Raw genomic sequence first — 18354 nt, forward strand, 5'->3', positions numbered from 1 at the left:
TCAACTTAATGAGGTGAAACATGTGGCAAACAGTGAGCCGACTATTAAGTGAGCATTTTGGTGATGCTGAAATTCACGATAAAGAGGAATTGACAGGAGGAGATATTCACCGCGCCTGGCATGTTAAATATGGTGAACAGCATATCTTTATCAAATCCAACGTGAAAGAAATGCTGCCAATTTTCAAAGCAGAAGCAGAGCAACTGGAATTATTAGCTCGCAGCAAAACAACCCGAGTTCCCGACGTTTATGGTGTAGGTCACGACCGCAACTATAGCTTCCTGCTACTGGAACATTTGCCCATAAAACCCTTTAACCCACACAGTGCGTATCTTTTTGGTCAACACCTTGCGAAGCTACATCAATGGAGCGAACAACCTAAATTCGGTTTTGATTTTGATAACATGCTGGCAACGACCATACAACCTAACGGATGGCAAAAGCGTTGGGCCCATTTTTATGCCGAAAAACGCATTGGATGGCAACTGCAACTTGCCGCTGATAACGGGATGGTGTTTGGAGATATTAACCAAATTGTTCAAGTAATCAGCGATAGACTGCACAATCATCACCCTCAACCCTCTCTCCTGCATGGCGATCTATGGCCCATGAACTGTGCATCATTGAACGATAATTGTGCCGTCACTTTTGATCCTGCCTGCTATTGGGGAGATCGCGAATGCGATCTGGCGATGCTGCCACTTTACCCAGATCTTCCTTTGCAAATATTTGATGGTTACCAAAGTATTTGGCCATTGCCTAAAGATTTTCTTGAACGTCAACCCATTTACCAACTTTACTATTTGTTAAATAGATGCAATCTTTTCGGAGGAGAGAATTTTATTCTAATCCAAAAGATAATTGATAAAATTTTATCTGAGCAGACATAAGAGAACTTAATATTTAATTATTGATAATAGTCCAATGATTCAAAAAAAGATAAAATTTATTATATTAACCCCAACGTGACATTGAGCATCCTTGCCGTGTTATTAACTATCGCATTACCATCCTAAAAATTTAAATAAGAAGTACGCAATTACACCGATAATGATTGGTGATATGTAAAGGATAAAAATCTGGCTAAATAAAGAATGAGAGGGGAACGCAATTTTAGCTTCCAATTGTTCCTTAGTTATTCCACTCTCCTGCGCGTGTTCAAAGACCATTTGATCTTCAATACGTTCTTTGACGAATTTAAATTGACGATACATTCTCAATCCAGATGCACTCATTGCCAGCCCCACAAACATCAGCATATAAATGACAAAAAAGCTGATATTCTCCCCAGTTATGCCAGCAACACGCTCAGGGGTTGGAGAATGCTTCCAGAAAAAATCCAAAAATGGTGTATTGAATTTAATCATTTCTGTCATCATCTGAAGAAAATCATTCAAGACAGCATTAACTCCACCACCTCCAATACCGTCACCTTTAACACCATGCTGCCCTGCGGCTAGATTAATCACTGAGACAAAAGTTGACAACAGGGAGGGGACAAAAATAATCCAGCCCAAAATTCGCTTAGCGATAGCAATATATCTGGCTTGTTGATACGTCATGACATTCTCCATTGGCATAAATAATTTTATTTTTTAGTCAATGATAGCTCATAAAGAACCAACTTTAATCCTATTTACGGAGTCAATCTCTTACTTTACTGATGAAACTATCTCTTTCTTTGCTATCACCCATAACGAGATTTAATTTATTGGAATTGTTACAATCAAACTTCTTTAATCACTGTTATCATCGCGGAGAGATTTGAGATGTCATTTTGTTTATCTATGGAAGCTGCTATTTTTGATATGGATGGTTTACTGATTGATTCTGAACCTTATTGGGCACAGGGAGAAAAAAGCGTATTCAGTGAACTAGGACTGGATTTAAATTTAGCCAAAAACCTACCTGACACATTGGGATTACGAATCGATCACGTTGTTGAGTTATGGTATCAAGCATCACCCTGGCAAGGTGCCTCTAAAAGTGAAGTTGAACAACGTATCATCGATTACGTAGTTCAGTCAGTTGAAAAAAACCGTCCCTTACTGCCTGGAGTAGAACATGCTTTAAATCTCTGTCGCGAACGTGGGTTAAAAATTGGTCTGGCCTCCGCCTCACCCTATGAGATGATCAAAAAAGTGCTCGAATTGTTTAACCTACGACACTACTTTGATGTTGTCGTTTCTGCTGCACACTTACCTTACAGTAAACCACATCCCGAAGTTTATTTGCTGGCAGCCAGTCAACTTGGAGTCAACCCAACTAACTGTCTTACATTAGAAGACTCATTCAACGGTATGATCGCAACCAAAGCAGCAAGAATGCGCTCAATCGTCGTCCCCGCCTCCCACCATTTTGATGATCCCCGCTGGTCATTGGCTGACGTTAAACTGAATTCGCTGGAAAAATTAACAATAGAAAATATTACTTAATAGCCACTGCGCTGCCCTATTTCTCGTATAAGGCAGCGCAAATATCAGCTGTCTCCTCAACCAACCAAGACACAGTTTCAAAATTTTCCTGGTTACCCTCTATCTTCCTCAGACAAAACCCTCTATACTGCCTCACTGTATGTATAAACAGCAATCAGCATAAATAATTAGTATAAATCGTTATGACAGCAGAAGGGCATCTTCTTTTTTCCGTTGCCAGCCTTGTATTGGCTCACCAGCTAGAAATCACACCAGAAATAGCACAGGGAGACTGGTTACACATGCTTCCCGGCGTACTTCTGGCTTCATTGTTACCAGATATCGACCATCCAAGTTCAACCTTAGGCAGATTGTTCCGCTTTATATCCATTCCAATCGCGCGATTATGTGGGCATCGTGGATTTACACATAGTTTATTAGCACTGCTTGTGGGGGTTACCCTATTCCAGACTGAAATACCGTCTAGTTGGCCCATTCCAACTGACTTTGTCCATGCAATGGTTATCGGTTATATCAGTCATCTTATTGCTGATATGCTTACTCCCGCTGGTATCCCACTGTTATGGCCGCTAAGAATACGTTTTTGCTTACCTATTCTTAGAGGTAAGGAACGTAAAAAAGCCGAACGTTTTATTGCCGTACTGATAGTAGTTATCGCTATTATCCTTCCACAACACATCGATTTCTCATTCGCACGCTATTTCGACAGCTTACAATTTAACAAAATACAGTTTGATAAATTACCTATCGATAAGCTACAGAATCTCTACAAATAACTGCTCAATATTCACATACAGCAAATACCGCAACCCCATTTTAAAATGGGGTTGCCTGCAAAATATCAATCATTTTTATTCACTTCCTGTCACCTTACAAAAACCTTTAACTCAGTAAGATACAAAGTTAACAGTTGCAATTGAGCAATAAACCAACACCGATAGATTAAGATATATAATCAATTTCACTAGCTAGTGAAAAATAATTATATTAAATTCCATTTAATTATAAGGAAGTAACTTCTTATACTGATAATATTTCACTTTAAGCATTTCAGGGTACGTAGGCGATAGATTCAAATTGGAATAAATCTATATTCCAAACTACATACCGCAGCTCGAAATAGAAAGAGTATATAATTTTTGGAGACTAGAGATGGATTTACCACTCATCATCAACGTGCTCGTTTTTGTAGCACTGCTTATTCTATTAGCAAAAACGAACTCAAATAAATGGAGCTTATCCAAAAAAGTTCTTGTGGCTCTAGTCGTGGGCGTCGTTTTTGGACTGGCACTAAACATCATTTATGGAGCAGATAATCTTACCGTAAAAGAGTCAATTAAATGGTTCAATATTGTAGGTAATGGTTATGTACAACTGCTACAAATGGTTATCATGCCATTGGTTTTTGCTTCGATCCTAAGCGCCGTTACCCGCTTACACAAAGCATCTTCCTTAGGAAGGATCAGCTTCTTCACCATTGGTACATTATTGTTCACTACAGCAATTTCCGCTTTAATCGGTATTGTCATTGCCAATTTATTTGGGCTAAGTGCAGCAGGACTCATTCAAGGCACGCAAGAAACTGCACGTTTATTAGCAATTGAAAACAATTATATTGGCAAAGTTGCAGATATGAGTGTGCCTCAAATCATTCTCTCCTTTATCCCTAAAAATCCTTTTGCTGACCTGACGGGAGCACGCCCTACTTCTATTATTAGTGTGGTAATTTTTGCGGCATTTTTAGGCATCGCTGCGCTACAAATGATTAAAGATAATCAGGAACGCGGTAAACTGGCTCTCGTTGCCATTGATACTCTGCAAGCATGGGCAATGAAACTGGTCAGGTTAGTTATGTGCCTCACTCCATACGGTGTAATGGCCTTAATGACCAAAGTTGTCGCCAGCTCCAATATCCATGACATTACTCAATTAGGTAGTTTTGTTGTGGCTTCCTACATTGCCCTTGGTCTGATGTTTGTAGTACATGGCGGACTTTTGGCATTCACGGGTATCAATCCTCTGAAATTCTTTAAAAAAGCAGGTCCTGTACTGACATTTGCATTTACCAGTCGTTCAAGCGCTGCAAGTATTCCCTTGAATGTCGAAACACAAACTCGTCGCCTCGGTGTACCTGAGTCTATTGCCAGCTTCTCCGCTTCTTTTGGCGCGACTATTGGGCAAAATGGCTGTGCTGGCATTTATCCAGCTATGTTGGCAGTGATGGTAGCGCCAACTGTAGGCATTGATCCCTTTGATCCATTGTGGATTGCAACGCTTGTGGGAATTGTGACTATCAGCTCTGCGGGGGTTGCTGGTGTTGGTGGTGGTGCAACATTTGCTGCATTGATTGTTTTACCTGCTATGGGCTTACCTGTCACCTTAGTGGCACTGCTTATTTCTGTTGAGCCTCTGATTGATATGGGACGTACAGCATTAAATGTTAATGGCGCTATGACAGCAGGGACTATCACCAGTCAATTGATGAGAAAAACGAATAAAGAAGTATTTGAACAAGACGAAGACGTGGTATTAAATCAATCTTAATTCAAAATAAGAATTAGTAAATATAATATATTTTTATCGAATAAGGCAGGTATATTAACTGCCTTATTCGTTAGCTTGTTTGATTTTTAGTTTTAATATACCAATCTAACTTCAAGATGCGTGTGGTTTCTTCCCGTGAAGTGGGAAGAAATCAGGTTTCATAGCGTGTTGTCAATTACAACTTGAAGTTTAATGTGTATATAACGATTTTTAAATAAAAATTAACACTATTACTGAAGTATTTATTAACTAAACTCATAATTCATAAATAGACTGCAAACAATTAGTAGAATATGACAATTCTACATAAAGATACATGGTATCACTACTAAGTGTTAGCAACACATCCCCATTATCGTTTGGGGAGATATTACAATAGAAATTACTTTTTATTGTATATACACGCAGATTTTTTGTCGTTAACATTATCCACCAATAATCGAAATCAGGAAAAAAGAAGCTTACATCATAAACAATATTCATGACAAATCTATGTGCTTCAAACATACCAACATTATCTAAACGCATATGTTCTTCTTTACTAGAATCATTCGCTCTGCGGTGACGTATTATCACTGAGTCAACATCGTCCTTCCAATAATTAGAAAGGAAAACGGTCATGCTTCCAAAAATTAGATCATCCGGCAAGATAGTATTCTCACTCAATGAACGTTCCGATGACTTTGTCGTGCATCTCTTCGGATTTGGAATAGCCATACATGCGCGATAACAGTTTTTCGTTCAGAATCCCAAGCATACCAGAGCCAACGTGGGTTTTTCTTGTTACCGACAAACGACCCCATTATTTATCACCATATTAACGATCTGTGCTTTTACTCCGGGGTTGCAGGCTTGATAGGTGTAATTTAATTGAAAGGTTTTATGGCAGGCGTAGCAGTGATAACACTGATGACTACTGCTGCCTTTTCCATGTCTTTCGCCATATCTCACCTACCATAAAAAACGGGGATCTTACCACAACATCTAATTATTGGGTGCATGCCCCTTTAAATCCGGATCAAGCCAAAAATTCATCAAAAATAAATGTTGCAAAGAGGAGGGGAACCATGATTCTTTGATTCCCCTACCATTTTTAAAAACTATTTAGACCTGAAATTAAATAATCACAGCTTAATTCCTTATACTTTTTGTCTCCCCCATAAACCAACGGATCAAAGGCGTTGTAATAAACGTACTCAAAATAGCCATAATAACGAGCATGGTAAAAATATTAGGCGGTAAAATTCCCAAATCATAACCAATATTGAGAACAATAAGTTCCATAAGCGCTCTTGTGTTCATTGAAACACCAATAGTTGCCGCAATACGACGATTTTCACCTAATAATCTACTTGCAATGTAGGTTCCGCCAAACTTTGTCGCAAATGCCACTAAACAGACCAATAGACATATCATCCATTCATCGGAACCGTTCAGGCTACCAATGTCTGTACGAAGTCCTGTGTACGTAAAAAATATAGGGAGAAAAAATACATGTACCAAGCTACCAATGCTTTCTTTCCAACGTACAACAAACTCTCTATTGTCATGTAATATGATACCAATAACAAAGCTACCGATTAGAGCAAAGATCCCAAGGTAACTTGTTACAGAGGCAGATAAAAACAGAACAATGATCATGTAAGCCATAACGGGATGACTGAGCCGTTTTTCTTTTTTTAACCTCGAAGAAAGCCAACGACGCAGAAGTGGTCTGACAATCAAAAATATCAGTATGATATAAATAACTATGCCAAACATGTTAAACATAAATTGATCAAACTGATAATTGGAGACAAAGAGCGTCAGTATAGCGCCCAACAATATCCAGCCGATGATATCATCAATTGCGGCGGCTCCGATGATTAAAGCGGCTGTTCGCGTGTGAGCCAATCCCAACTCCATAAAAATCCTTCCCAGCACAGGAATAGCCGTAATCGATAGTGCTAAAGCAAAAAATAATTGGAAAGCTGTTTTATCGGGACGAGACGCTGCAATCGAGTTCCATATCCATTCAGCAGAAAAGAAACCCACCGTAAAAGGCAAAACAACACCCGCAATGCTTATTACAGCGACCGAAAATCGACTCTTCTTTAGTTTCTCTCCGAATTCAAATTCAAGCCCTATTTCAAACATCAATAAAATAAGTCCAATCTGGGCAATACCGATAAAAATCGTTGAACTTTCTTTTGGAAAAATACTTCCCATCAGTTCCGGAAAGAATGCGCCCGCCACACTTGGTCCTAAAACCAGACCTGCTAATATTTCTCCTGCAACGGCGGTTTGCCCTAAAAAAGAGCGGCTAATCCAAACAAAGAGTCGTGTAACAATAAAAATAATAATTAACTGATAGAGCAATCTAAATAAAATATCTTCAGCTGAAGAAGGAACAACCGACGCCCCCTCATTGACCAATGTGTCAATGAGCGTATTACTTTTTTCATTCATATCAATAAATTCCATTTAATGTTAAATGGAATGAAAGACCCAAGGCCATTCATTCATAAATAAACCATTATTGAAGACATATAGAAACCCAGCCAGCGCTTGTAACTGTAATTATTCGCCTCTCTTTTTTAATAAACAGAGCCACACACAATAAATAAAATTAATTTGGCATTTAAAATGCACGCCACATTTAGATTATTTATATCGTTATCACTATTTATCTATACAATTATCTCTGATATTTATTAAATATTTCTTTCTTCCTAATAAACTTAACTTAGCCATTAAAAAAGTATATTGGGGAGTACCTTAATATATTTCAATTATGATGACTAAGGATAAATAATAATTGATTACTTTTAAGTTAATTATCTCAGGCAACTTTATTATAGTTGCCTGTGTGCATCTTAGTAAGAGAGATTATCCCTGTAACATACAGAAGACATTCAATTTATTACCGTCGAGATCTCTAAAATAGGCGGCATAAAAACCATGCTCGCCACGAGGTCCCGGTTTTCCTTCATCCGTTGCTCCAAGAGCAATTGCTTTGTTATACACTTTATCGACCTTCTCCTGACTATCAATATTGAGCGCGATCATTCCCCCATTACTCACCGTTGCCGGATTGCCATCAAAGGGCTTAATAATGCACAAATTCGTCATGTTAAAATTCGGGCCCCAGGCGATAAAAGCCGGTGTTTCCATGACACGCTGGGCACCGAATTCGGCAAGCAGCTCATCGTAGAATGCGGCTGCACGGGAAAAATCATTCGTACCCAATGTGATATAACCAATCATTTTTACTCCCCCATGTTCTATTTTTACAGATATCAAAATTTATTTTATTAGAGGCCAGCAAAAACCGCAATTAATTACTCCACTCTATAAATTGATGATGAAAATAGAACAGGGATAATCTTAATGTAATATCTGATCGATATAATCACTATAAGTTTAAATTACACTATTGTCATTTATGTCATCTTTACCCCATCCAATCTGATTTAAGTCCAACTTTCCGTTTTTATTCATCGGAAATTCCACAACGCTTGCTGTAAAATCAGGCAACATATAATCAGGAAGGTATTTTTTTAATAACTGTCTGATCTCTTTATGCTGAATATTATCAGCGGTGTTAGATTGATATAATACAACAATTTTTAAGTCATTAGAGTCCTGTCGATAGGTTGTAGCAATAGCATCTTTTACAAAACTTAATTTTCGCATTGCAGATTCGATGTCACCCAATTCAACCCGAAAACCTCTAATTTGAATCTGATTATCGATACGCCCCAGATAATATAACCCCCCATTTTCCTTATATCGAGCAAGGTCACCAGTACGATATAAATTTAAAGATGATTTATCAAAGGTATTAGGAATGAATCTCTGGCGACTTAACTTTGGCCGATTTAAATAGCCATTGGCAACACCTAAACCTGCAATATACATTTCTCCAGCTTGATTTTCTTGTACTGGTTGACCGTCTTCATTTAATAAATGGATGATCACACCTGGTAAAGGCAAACCAATCGGACTTATATTACTGACCAAATCATCGGGTTTAATCTGATGAAAAGTCACATGCACTGTAGTTTCGGTAATACCATACATATTAATTAATGCAGGTTGTTCATACCCATACTTATCTATCCATTGACGGAGGCTCGATACATTCAACATTTCTCCACCAAAAATAACGTATCGCAAGCTAAGAGGTTCTGTTCTGTTTGACATATAATCATCAGTTTGAATCAGTAACCTAAATGCCGTTGGTGTTTGATTTAATACCGTGACTTTTTCACGTACCAATAACTCATAAAATTTTGGCGGATTCCGACTGATATTATAAGGCACCAATACCAGCGTTCCTCCTTTCAAAAGTGCCCCCCAAATTTCCCAAACGGAGAAATCAAATGCTATCGAGTGGAAACAGGTCCAGACATCTTTATCCGAGAAGTCAAACAGCTTCTCTGCCGCACGAAAAAGATGAACCACATTGTAATGTGCGATTGGCACGCCTTTGGGTTCTCCCGTTGAACCCGAGGTATAAATAACATAAGCCCATTGTATGCCTTTAACCTCTTTCTCCGGATTTACTGCCCATGAAGGTAAAAGTGCCGGATAATCACTATCAAAACAAAAAGTCTCAACTGAAAAGCCGGATAGCGTTTTCAGATATAAACATTTTGTGATGACAATATCCGGTTTTGCATCATTAAGAATGGATTTTATTCTTTCACCGGCATTATTAATATCCACTGGCAAATAGGCGTAACCCGTTTTTAATATCCCTATAATACTGATCACCATTTCAAAGGAGGGTTCTAAAAAGATACCTATACATTTGCTTTCCGGTGCTTTTTTAATTAAATAATGGGCAACTTGATTTGCTCTCCTATTCAGCTCACCGTAACTCATTCTCTCCTGATTTAATACCAATGCTGTTTTTTCATCATGGTGTTCAACGATTGATTCAAACCATGAAATCAGTGAAATATTATCCAAATCATGCTGGGTTAATCGCTCATCCAGATCCTCAGAATCATTCTGAGAAGAACTTAAACCAAGTAATTGCGATAATACTTTTTGTTGATGTCTTTCAGACATATTCAGAAAATTTTCTTTATCCATTTTTAACCTTTTAATGAATGCTAAATAGGTTTTCATAATACTGAGAGTATCAGATATTGGCGTTCCTTACCCCGCGCGTCGCGCGGGGTAAGGAATACGCCTATCATTTTGAAACGCTATTTAGATACCAAAGAAATAGATGAATTTCATTCCAATATAACTTTCATTACGGAAGCCATATAACAGCTCTTCGGGATTTAAATTTTCAAAAATGGCGCCATTCAATGACAATTTGAAATTATCTCCCAATCGGCGACTGCCATTAAATATCCATGTCCTGGAACCGTAGCGCATATCCTGAGTTACACCTAAAAACAAAGCTGAGTCCTGTTCATCATTGGCAGAAAATTGAACACCGGCAAAAACATCATTTTCAAAAGGTGTATCTGAAAATTTATTACGGGTATCTTTCATATACTCCAGAAAAAAAGTCAAATTAGTACTGCTACCCAAAACTCCATAATGGGTATATTCCAAACCACCCGAATAAACTAAAAATGATGTTTTAGGGCTTCTCGAAAAATGAGGATCTTTTTGCCGATAAGCCCCTTCTTCCCATTTAACAATCAAATTATTAATGTTCCATTGGTATTCCAATCCAATCTGCTGAATTTGCCCATAATAGGGAACCAATTGATGATGGTTATTTAAAACAAACTCCGGTGTACGTTCAGTGCCATTAAAGTAGGATAATCCTAAATCAACATTACCGAATGTATGATGGCTGCGTACAGCAAAGTCCAGCTTTGATTTTTTATTCGCATACTGATAAACGGTATTGCGCGTGTCAACATCTAATTCGGCACGTAACCTTGCTTTGTGACCGGGAAACGTTCTCTCTCTGAATCCAGTAAGCAGAAACAGATCAAAAATACCCCAGTCATTTACTTTGGTTAAATTAATCATTGGCTGACCAAGTTTTTCATTTCCAAAAGGATCATCGACCAAATCTGACTGATTAATGATATCTACCGGGTGACTAAATTCTGTCACGCCCCAAAATACTTTTCTGAAACCCGCATAAAGTTCCCACGAATTATGGATATACCCCCAATATAAATCTCGTGGCTCAAAAGGCTCTCGGTTATTGCTGCTGGAGTCTTTTCGGTACAGTGCATCCATAACGACGTGCTGTTTACCGTCATCCCACTCTGTAAAGTATTTGCCTCCGACCTGAAAGGAATGGCTTTCCCTTTCCTGCTTATCTGATAAACCCTTCTCAAAGAAAACCCGCTGTTCCCATCCGACAGAAACATCGAGTTTTCCAGCGGATACATTCCAACAAATGAACACGGCCAACGCGCTGATCAGCTGTGAAATAACGCGCCCCTTTGTCCTTATTATTGACCGCATCAAAATATACCTCCGAGCACTATCTCGTTCTCTTCAAGGCAGCAATATCAAAATCCCGATCGGTTAAGCCAGCCTGAAATTGGATATTTCTCACAGATAATTTCGTTATTTTGTTCGATTGATGATTCTTCATCGTAATGTTTAAAGAACGCCAGTACTTATCCATATAAAGTTGATAGTCGTCGAATGTTCTTGTTTTCAATAGCGCATTACGGCGGTCGTAATAATCAATTCTGATAAACCGGTAGAATTCTTTGTCTATCCACACGATTTGCCGGACATAGCCTGATTCTTTATCAACGGGTTTTCTCTCAACAATAAAGCAGAATTGTTGTCCACACGGTTTTTCCCCCAGATAGTTGTACATTTTGTATTTCTCTATCTCTTCAGAGGCCAAATCTTCATAGGCAAATTCGCTTCCCATAAAAGATCCCGATTTATTGCTGGAAGAAATACGTTTTACCCGTCGTGACGCCGGCAAATATATCCATTGCTCATCATCCCGATCTAAATGTGTAAAGGCCAATAAAGCGGTTCCTTTTATATCTCTGGGCTGCTCAAAAAAAGTTAATAATTTGTCTCCATCCCCTGTCACTTCTAGCGTATTAATCTTTAAATAACGATAACTTTCCTGGCCTTCTGCATTCAATAGCGTCATTTTAAGATCAGTGATCGTATCACCGAAACCGTTATCTCTGGCGATAGCCTCCTGAAGAATTTTTTTCCCCCGTTCTTCCGAAGCTAATGTAGGGAAACTGAATAAACCTAAAATAAATAGAGAGACCAACGATAATCCTTTTATTCCGACAACGCATTTTTTCATTATATGTTCTCCTAAAAACATGCTAATTATTCGTTTAATACCAACAACGCCATATCGTTATATTTTTATCATCAGGGGTTCATCAGGAACGGAAGGTCTATTTTTCTTACTGTCTATTGCTATTAACAACGTTGGCAATAAAAAGAAATCAAGCAAGAGGGCAAAAATCACCGTCATCACGGTAAAAATCCCCATTTGGGCATTCATTAAGAAATCTGAGTGCACCATCGAGCCGAAACCACAGATAAAAATGATGCTGGTTGATAGCAGAGCAGTCCCCACCGTTGAGAAGGCATAGCGTACGGCGTCCTCTGGCGACATATTGTGTTCACGACGTGCGCGAAGGTATTTGTAAACAAAGTAAACCGTGTCATCGACAACAATACCTAACGTCATGGTTGCGATGGTTGCCGCTGCAAGCCCCACCACCCCGTCAATAATGCTCCATAAGCCGAAGGCCATAAAAATGGGCAATATATTCGGCAGCATGCTAATCAATGCATATTTCGCACTACGAAAAACAATGCCTAAACAGAGTGTAATAATCAGAAACGAGATCACAGTACCCACTAATAGCCCTTTAATATTGGTGTTCATCAGGTAGGTGTACATTAAAGATGCGCTGGCAGCATGAGTATGCATGGATGAAGGCGCATTATTGATCAGCCATTTTTCATGAGCCTCTTTTGTCCTTTGCATTTCAAAGGTACTTAAATCAGAGAAAGTTACCGTCATTTTGGTTGCAGAACGTCTGACATCAATCTGGTCGTTAAGATCCAGCCCCAAAGGAAGAGACATTTCATAAAGCAAGAGGTACTGAGCAATGGCCTCTCTGTCTGTCGGTAACTTATAGTAAGCGGCATTATCCCCATTCATACTTCGGTTGATGCGTTTCACGGTGTCAGTGATCACATTGACATTCATAACAGCCGGTTGAGCACGTGACCAATTCGCAAACTCATCCACTTTTGCCATATATTCAGGCTCATTGATTCCACCTTCTTTCCCTGCTCCTAACGAAAACTCCATATTGAAAAGTCCCGTTAAATGATCTTGGGTAAAGTCAGAGTCATCCCTGATTTCAAGTCCTTTGGCAAAGTTTTTAACAAAGTTTTCATCAACCGTCAGTCTAGGTATAAAGGCCAGCATGACAAGCCCGAACGCCACTGTACCAAACTGTAGTTTTCGCCTGTTATCGATAATCCAATTCGCCAGAAATGCAATGGATAACTGCGTTTTCTGGATACCAGGTTTCACTCTGACAGGTAAAACAGCAATCAGTGAAGGCAGTAAAAATAAGGCATAAAACAGTGCGGCTCCCATACCTATTGCCGTCATATTACCCAAATCATGAAAAGGTGGCGCATCACTCAAATTCAGACCTAAAAATCCAACAGCAGTGGTCACACTGGTAATCACAACCGGAGAGAGATTAACCCGCAAACTTTCCCTGATTGCGTCATGTTTGCTATCCCCCTGCTTCATACGGTGAATCACAGTCACTAAAATGTGAATACTGTCAACAACCGCCAGCGTCATGACAATGATCGGCACATTGGCGGAAACCTGAGTCAGTTTTATGCCTATGTATCCGGCTGCACCCAATGCCGCAATGATGGAAAAAATAATCACCAAACATACAACAAAAGTTGCACTAAACGATCTCAGCACCATAAAAGTCAGAATAAGTACAATCAGAAATACAATAGGTATTGTTGTTGACATTTCCTTAATGCTGATTTCAGGAAAGGCATTTGACATCATTGCCACACCCGTTAGGTGGATATCAATATCCGGATACATTTGTGTGTACTGGTTTTTCAGTTGACGCACATACCCTGCGACTTCAGCAACAATTTTGTCGTCTCCATCGGGCAAGCGTACTGACACATTTACTGCGGTCACATCACCATTTTCAGAAATGATGCGTTTGACTAACAAAGGCTCATCCAACGCTGTCTTTTTGATCTCCACCAAGTCATGTTTTGTTAACTTTGCCGCATCAGGAACCAGTTTCCTGATTTCCAGATTGTCATCATCTGCTTTAGTGACCTGAAAATTAGTTATAGAGTCAACACGATACGCATTTGGAACTTGCCAGGCATCTTCTGTTAACTTTTCAACTATAGAAAGAAACTGTTTACTGAAAACATTGCCATCCTTTGGTGCCAGTACAATCAACGCACTATCACCATTACTATAAGTCTTCTGCATTGACTCATACGCATTCAAAAATGGGTTTTCCCGGCTAAAAAAAACTTTATAACTACTGGGGCGTGTTGACGTTTCGTGGAGGGAAGTTTGAACAGCATGATGATCTGGTATCATTGTCTTCGCGAAAAAACCATTACCCCAGCTCATCATGCCAAGAACAATGTTATCAAAATCTTTATGGAATACGCTAGCTGTATTAATGCAACAACATGGATGTATTTACCACAAAGACGCGCATTACCTGACTTTCGAAGGGATCCTTTATCGAATGAGAACGGGATGTCCGTGGCGGGATTTACCCGATGAATTTGGCAAATGGAATACGCTTTTTAAGCGCTTTAACGCCTGGTCAAAGAAAGGTGTTTTTGAATTATTATTCAAATTGTTATCTGAAAATACAGACACCGAATGGTTATTCATTGATGGGAGTATTATCCGCGCTCATCAACATAGCTCAGGGGCAGCTTCAACAGAAGATGAAGCCATCGGTAAAAGTCGAGGTGGACGTTCGACTAAAATTCATTTGGCCGTAGACAGTTATGGTTTGCCTGTCCATTTTGAGCTGTCAGGGGGTCAAACGCACGACATTGTACATGCAGAAAGTTTGGTCACCCATTCACCCGCATCCGATTTTGTGATCGCGGATAAAGGTTACGATAGCGGTACTTTCAGAGATTTCGTTGAAAAACAAGGTTCAAAAACGGTCATTCCCTATCGAAAAAATAGCCGAAAACCCGATAAAAGTATTGATGAAGTTTTATACTGTTATCGGCATTTGGTCGAAAATGCGTTTGCCAGAATAAAACATTTTCGAGCTATTGCGACAAGATACGATAAATTGGCGCGAAATTACGCCAGTATGTTGGCACTGGCGTTTGTCATTATATGGTTACCGATGTGGGTTGAGTAAATGGTGAACTCAAAACGTCAACAGCCCCTAGTTTTTTCATTCAGCATGTTACTAAAAATAAATGCCATCTAGAAGTAACCCTTCACCAGTGGTTCTGTCGCATTAACGGAGGCCAAACGGAGTAATGGTGGGGAGGTTATCTTTTATACAGTCATCAGGTAAAATTGTTCAGCAGGCGATGTTCTGCTCAAGAGCTGGACATGCTGAAACTCAATTGTGAACTGAGAAGACCGGGGCGCGAACCCTATGACGTAGTTGAATACCTCACGTTACTTATCCGCAAAGATGACGCGGAATTACGTCAAACAATGGAAACACTGGCAGAGCAGCAATGTCAAAAATGTGGTGATGCACTTCCGGTGACAGAATGCTGCCTGTCTGGTGATTCAGCCTGTTGGGCAACTTTAGGCTGGCATGAAGTAAAATTGTGACATGTCACGGAATGGTGTTCAATCCCGTCAATGATAGGCAGGATGGGAAATGCATTAAATCTGCGTTAGTGTTCGAGTGCCCAATGCTGTCTCACGCGGTGGACAGCATTTTGTATGTGTCTGGGGAGTTGATTTAAGGCAATGTCAGACCACATATCGTTTTGAAGTAACACAATAACGCCTAACGAGTAGGACCGACGGTAGAATATTTCATCTAAGTCGCCAAAGGCATTATATTTTACAACTAAACGGGGAATATTATTTTGAGGAGCGAGCCCCCAGGAAGTGATACCGCGATTGTCTTTGAGAACGATTTCATGCCTAAAAGCATTATTTTCCCAATTGGTTTTATAATTTTCCCTTTCTGAGTCAATAAAAGTATTAATATACTTATTAGTTGTGTGTAATCGATCCATAAAACCTCCTGCAAACTATAATGTAATATCAGTAAAACAGTTGCCGTTTTTGAATGAAATATAAACGATATTTCCCTTGCATAAAACTCACCATTCTGTGCACCAATCCGCAAGATCAAACAAGGATCTCATACCTCTTCAAGCCCCAGCACTGGCGCGCTTTAAACGATCTCGTGCAGGTGCATAAAAAGCACTGCATTTAGTGGGCAGGCGCGGCGGGGGTTATTGGCTATGCCGAGTGCTAATTTCATAATGACATTATTTCTATTTGAAATCATCTTTTTTTAGGTAAAAAAATGACCGCCTTCACAGACAGTCACTGCATCAGGGTAAGCAAGAATAAGGATTAACTGTCCCCATCCAGCGAGTAAGGCTCAAACCGGATCACCTCTTCCCCGAGCCAGTCATTGAGCTGTTTCATTTTGCTCTGTAGCGGCAGCAGTTCATTGCGCACAAACACTTTCGCCGCTTTCTCCACATCCCCAAAGCCGCCAGTGTTCTGCGGGATAATGCCCATCATCGGGGGCGGGACGCGGTGCGCCGCCAGATATTCCGGCAAGCCGTACAGTTCCTGATTAATATCCGGTTCAATCAGGTGGAACACCTGTCCGGTCGGGAACGGGTACGGCTGGCCGAGGCGGTTTTTCCGTAGTTCCAGATAGGAATTACCGAACAGCAGAAAATCCAGCGCCCACGAATCGAAGGTCTGGCGGTTCAGCAAACGATGAGGCATAAAGGTGTTGTACAAAATATTACGTTTCACATACACCGCGCTGCTGTGGTGCGGGGCGGGGTCATGCTCCCAATGATTAGATCTTGTGATAAACTCCCTACTTTTTATTCTGGGTGAGATATGGCTAAAGTGGATGTGATTTGTCGTTACTGTCATAAAACAGACGAGGTTAAAGGGCATGGAAAAGGACGTACTGGACATCCTCGCTATCACTGCTATGCCTGTCGCAAAACCTTCCAACTGCACTATACCTATCAAGCCTGCCATCCCGGTATGAAAGAGCGAATTATTGATATGGCCATGAATAACGCCGGTGTTAGGGACACGGCTCGGGTTCTGAACGTCGGCATTAACACCGTCATTCGCACATTAAAAAGCTCACACCAAGACAAGTAACTACGCTGCCGCTTGCGGGTAGTGGCACATGTGTTTGGGGATCGCAGCAGGAAAACGTTGAAAAAGCTGCTGGCTCTCTTGTCTCCTTTTACTATCCGGTTTTACTGTACAGATGATTATGCCGTTTACGATTGTCTGCCTAAAGAAAAACACCTCACGGGAAAGAAATTTACCCAACGTATTGAGAGAACAAATCTTACGCTTCGTATCCGGATAAAGAGGCTGAATAGAAAGACAATAGGTTATTCCAAATCCGAAGAGATGCATGACAAAGTGGTCGGTACGTTCATTGAGCGTGAATACTATCTTTCATAACAGATCTAACTATTGGGAGCATGACCCATAAATATACCCGCGATGGTTTTAACAGCCGCTGGAAAAAAGCCAGAGCCGCCGCAAAAGAGGCATTTCCTCATCTGGATTTTAATTTCACCTTTCACGACTTAAAGGCAAAAGGCATCTCCGATCTGGAAGGTACGCTGGCCGAAAAACAGGTAATTTCGGGTCATAAAAACATTACCCAGACCGCAAGATACAACAGAAAAATTGAAGTGGTTCCGGTTGTTGGCGGCCAACACACGGGATAATATTAGGAAAGGATATTAGGAATTTATTAGGAATGTGATTTGTGTCATGAAAAAAGCCACCGCGAAGGTGGCTTTTTCTAACCCTAACTCAATGTTTTACATCAAGTTTTTATTTGGTGCCAGGGCGGGACTAGTAAAATGCTATAACTAATTGAATATACTTAAGTTATATTAATAAATTTATTTTATGCCCCCTTTTATGCCCCGGAGTTTTTTTTGCTTCTTGAATCTGTATATTTAAATAACTTTACTTTTCTATGTGTTTTTTTGCTCGCTTTAGGGCAAAAATATGCCATTATCTCAGAGCGTAATGTTTAGAGAAAGTAGTATCAACTCTAAATGAACGTATTACAGTCAGGGACATGGGTTTTCAATTTATAATAGATTGTGGCTAATTTTGAACGCACTTGCAAAGCACTATACGGATATT

The 18354-nt window shown here is 39.8% G+C and carries 16 protein-coding genes and 3 pseudogenes; 8 read left to right on the forward strand and 11 right to left on the reverse strand.

Annotated elements, in window-relative coordinates:
- The first annotated feature begins 20 nt into the window (after nt 1-20).
- Complete coding sequence (locus WDV75_RS11160; protein WP_273571268.1) at nt 21-890, forward strand: fructosamine kinase family protein; 870 nt, start codon at nt 21-23, stop codon at nt 888-890.
- Nucleotides 891-1004: 114 nt separating this feature from the next.
- Here WDV75_RS11160 and WDV75_RS11165 read toward each other — a convergent pair whose 3' ends face one another.
- Nucleotides 1005-1562, reverse strand: a complete 558-nt coding sequence (locus tag WDV75_RS11165; protein ID WP_273571269.1) for a YniB family protein — start codon at nt 1560-1562, stop codon at nt 1005-1007.
- 207 nt (nt 1563-1769) lie between these two features.
- On the opposite strand from WDV75_RS11165, the gene hxpB reads away from it, so the two are divergent.
- The 3 genes from hxpB to WDV75_RS11180 all read left to right on the forward strand — a co-directional run bounded on the left by hxpB (nt 1770) and on the right by WDV75_RS11180 (nt 4979).
- Nucleotides 1770-2435 carry a hexitol phosphatase HxpB gene (hxpB, locus tag WDV75_RS11170; RefSeq protein WP_273571272.1) on the forward strand — a complete coding sequence of 222 codons (666 nt, stop codon included), beginning with the start codon at nt 1770-1772 and terminating at the stop codon, nt 2433-2435.
- A gap of 182 nt (nt 2436-2617) precedes the next feature.
- Nucleotides 2618-3211, forward strand: coding sequence for a metal-dependent hydrolase (locus WDV75_RS11175; protein WP_189760969.1), 594 nt, complete (start codon nt 2618-2620; stop codon nt 3209-3211).
- 376 nt (nt 3212-3587) lie between these two features.
- Nucleotides 3588-4979, forward strand: a complete 1392-nt coding sequence (locus WDV75_RS11180) for an L-cystine transporter (protein WP_273571274.1) — start codon at nt 3588-3590, stop codon at nt 4977-4979.
- Nucleotides 4980-5234: 255 nt separating this feature from the next.
- On the opposite strand, the gene WDV75_RS11185 is transcribed toward WDV75_RS11180, so the two are convergent.
- The 8 genes and pseudogenes from WDV75_RS11185 to WDV75_RS11220 form a co-directional block, all read right to left on the reverse strand.
- On the reverse strand, nt 5235-5645 hold the full coding sequence (locus WDV75_RS11185) for a hypothetical protein (RefSeq protein WP_273571276.1): 411 nt from the start codon (nt 5643-5645) through the stop codon (nt 5235-5237).
- Nucleotides 5638-5930 (reverse strand): annotated as a pseudogene (locus WDV75_RS11190) (IS1 family transposase). Before WDV75_RS11190 ends, WDV75_RS11185 begins: the two are co-directional and overlap by 8 nt.
- Before the next feature lie 180 nt (nt 5931-6110).
- A complete protein-coding gene (locus WDV75_RS11195; RefSeq protein ID WP_273571278.1) occupies nt 6111-7427 on the reverse strand; it encodes a cation:proton antiporter in 1317 nt (438 codons plus the stop codon).
- 420 nt (nt 7428-7847) lie between these two features.
- Nucleotides 7848-8225: a VOC family protein gene (locus tag WDV75_RS11200; protein ID WP_187651824.1), complete on the reverse strand. Its 378-nt coding sequence runs from the start codon at nt 8223-8225 to the stop codon at nt 7848-7850.
- A 156-nt stretch (nt 8226-8381) separates the two neighbouring features.
- Nucleotides 8382-10061, reverse strand: a complete 1680-nt coding sequence (locus WDV75_RS11205; protein ID WP_273571281.1) for an amino acid adenylation domain-containing protein — start codon at nt 10059-10061, stop codon at nt 8382-8384.
- A gap of 120 nt (nt 10062-10181) precedes the next feature.
- On the reverse strand, nt 10182-11414 hold the full coding sequence (locus WDV75_RS11210) for a hypothetical protein (RefSeq protein WP_273571283.1): 1233 nt from the start codon (nt 11412-11414) through the stop codon (nt 10182-10184).
- Nucleotides 11415-11433: 19 nt separating this feature from the next.
- Nucleotides 11434-12237: an outer membrane lipoprotein-sorting protein gene (locus tag WDV75_RS11215; protein ID WP_273571284.1), complete on the reverse strand. Its 804-nt coding sequence runs from the start codon at nt 12235-12237 to the stop codon at nt 11434-11436.
- Between the two features lie 57 nt (nt 12238-12294).
- On the reverse strand, nt 12295-14451 hold the full coding sequence (locus tag WDV75_RS11220) for an efflux RND transporter permease subunit (protein ID WP_338859800.1): 2157 nt from the start codon (nt 14449-14451) through the stop codon (nt 12295-12297).
- 148 nt (nt 14452-14599) lie between these two features.
- Between WDV75_RS11220 and WDV75_RS11225 the strand changes: the two genes are divergently transcribed.
- Entirely contained in the window at nt 14600-15361 is a 762-nt protein-coding gene (locus WDV75_RS11225) for an IS5 family transposase (protein WP_338802971.1), read from the forward strand.
- 200 nt (nt 15362-15561) lie between these two features.
- Nucleotides 15562-15792 (forward strand): hypothetical protein, encoded by a 231-nt coding sequence (locus WDV75_RS11230; protein WP_337927191.1) that lies wholly within the window; start codon nt 15562-15564, stop codon nt 15790-15792.
- 65 nt (nt 15793-15857) lie between these two features.
- Here WDV75_RS11230 and WDV75_RS11235 read toward each other — a convergent pair whose 3' ends face one another.
- Both WDV75_RS11235 and WDV75_RS11240 read right to left on the reverse strand, forming a co-directional pair.
- Nucleotides 15858-16208 (reverse strand): hypothetical protein, encoded by a 351-nt coding sequence (locus WDV75_RS11235; protein WP_273572359.1) that lies wholly within the window; start codon nt 16206-16208, stop codon nt 15858-15860.
- Between the two features lie 346 nt (nt 16209-16554).
- Nucleotides 16555-17049, reverse strand: a complete 495-nt coding sequence (locus tag WDV75_RS11240) for a hypothetical protein (protein WP_273572360.1) — start codon at nt 17047-17049, stop codon at nt 16555-16557.
- A 12-nt stretch (nt 17050-17061) separates the two neighbouring features.
- Between WDV75_RS11240 and WDV75_RS11245 the strand changes: the two are divergent.
- Nucleotides 17062-17652, forward strand: a pseudogene (locus WDV75_RS11245) (IS1 family transposase).
- Nucleotides 17653-17681: 29 nt separating this feature from the next.
- Nucleotides 17682-17924: pseudogene (locus WDV75_RS11250) on the forward strand (integrase); the annotation flags it as partial.
- Nucleotides 17925-18354: the final 430 nt, after the last annotated feature.

It is taken from the genome of Xenorhabdus griffiniae (genome assembly GCF_037265215.1).
Lineage (GTDB): Bacteria > Pseudomonadota > Gammaproteobacteria > Enterobacterales > Enterobacteriaceae > Xenorhabdus > Xenorhabdus griffiniae.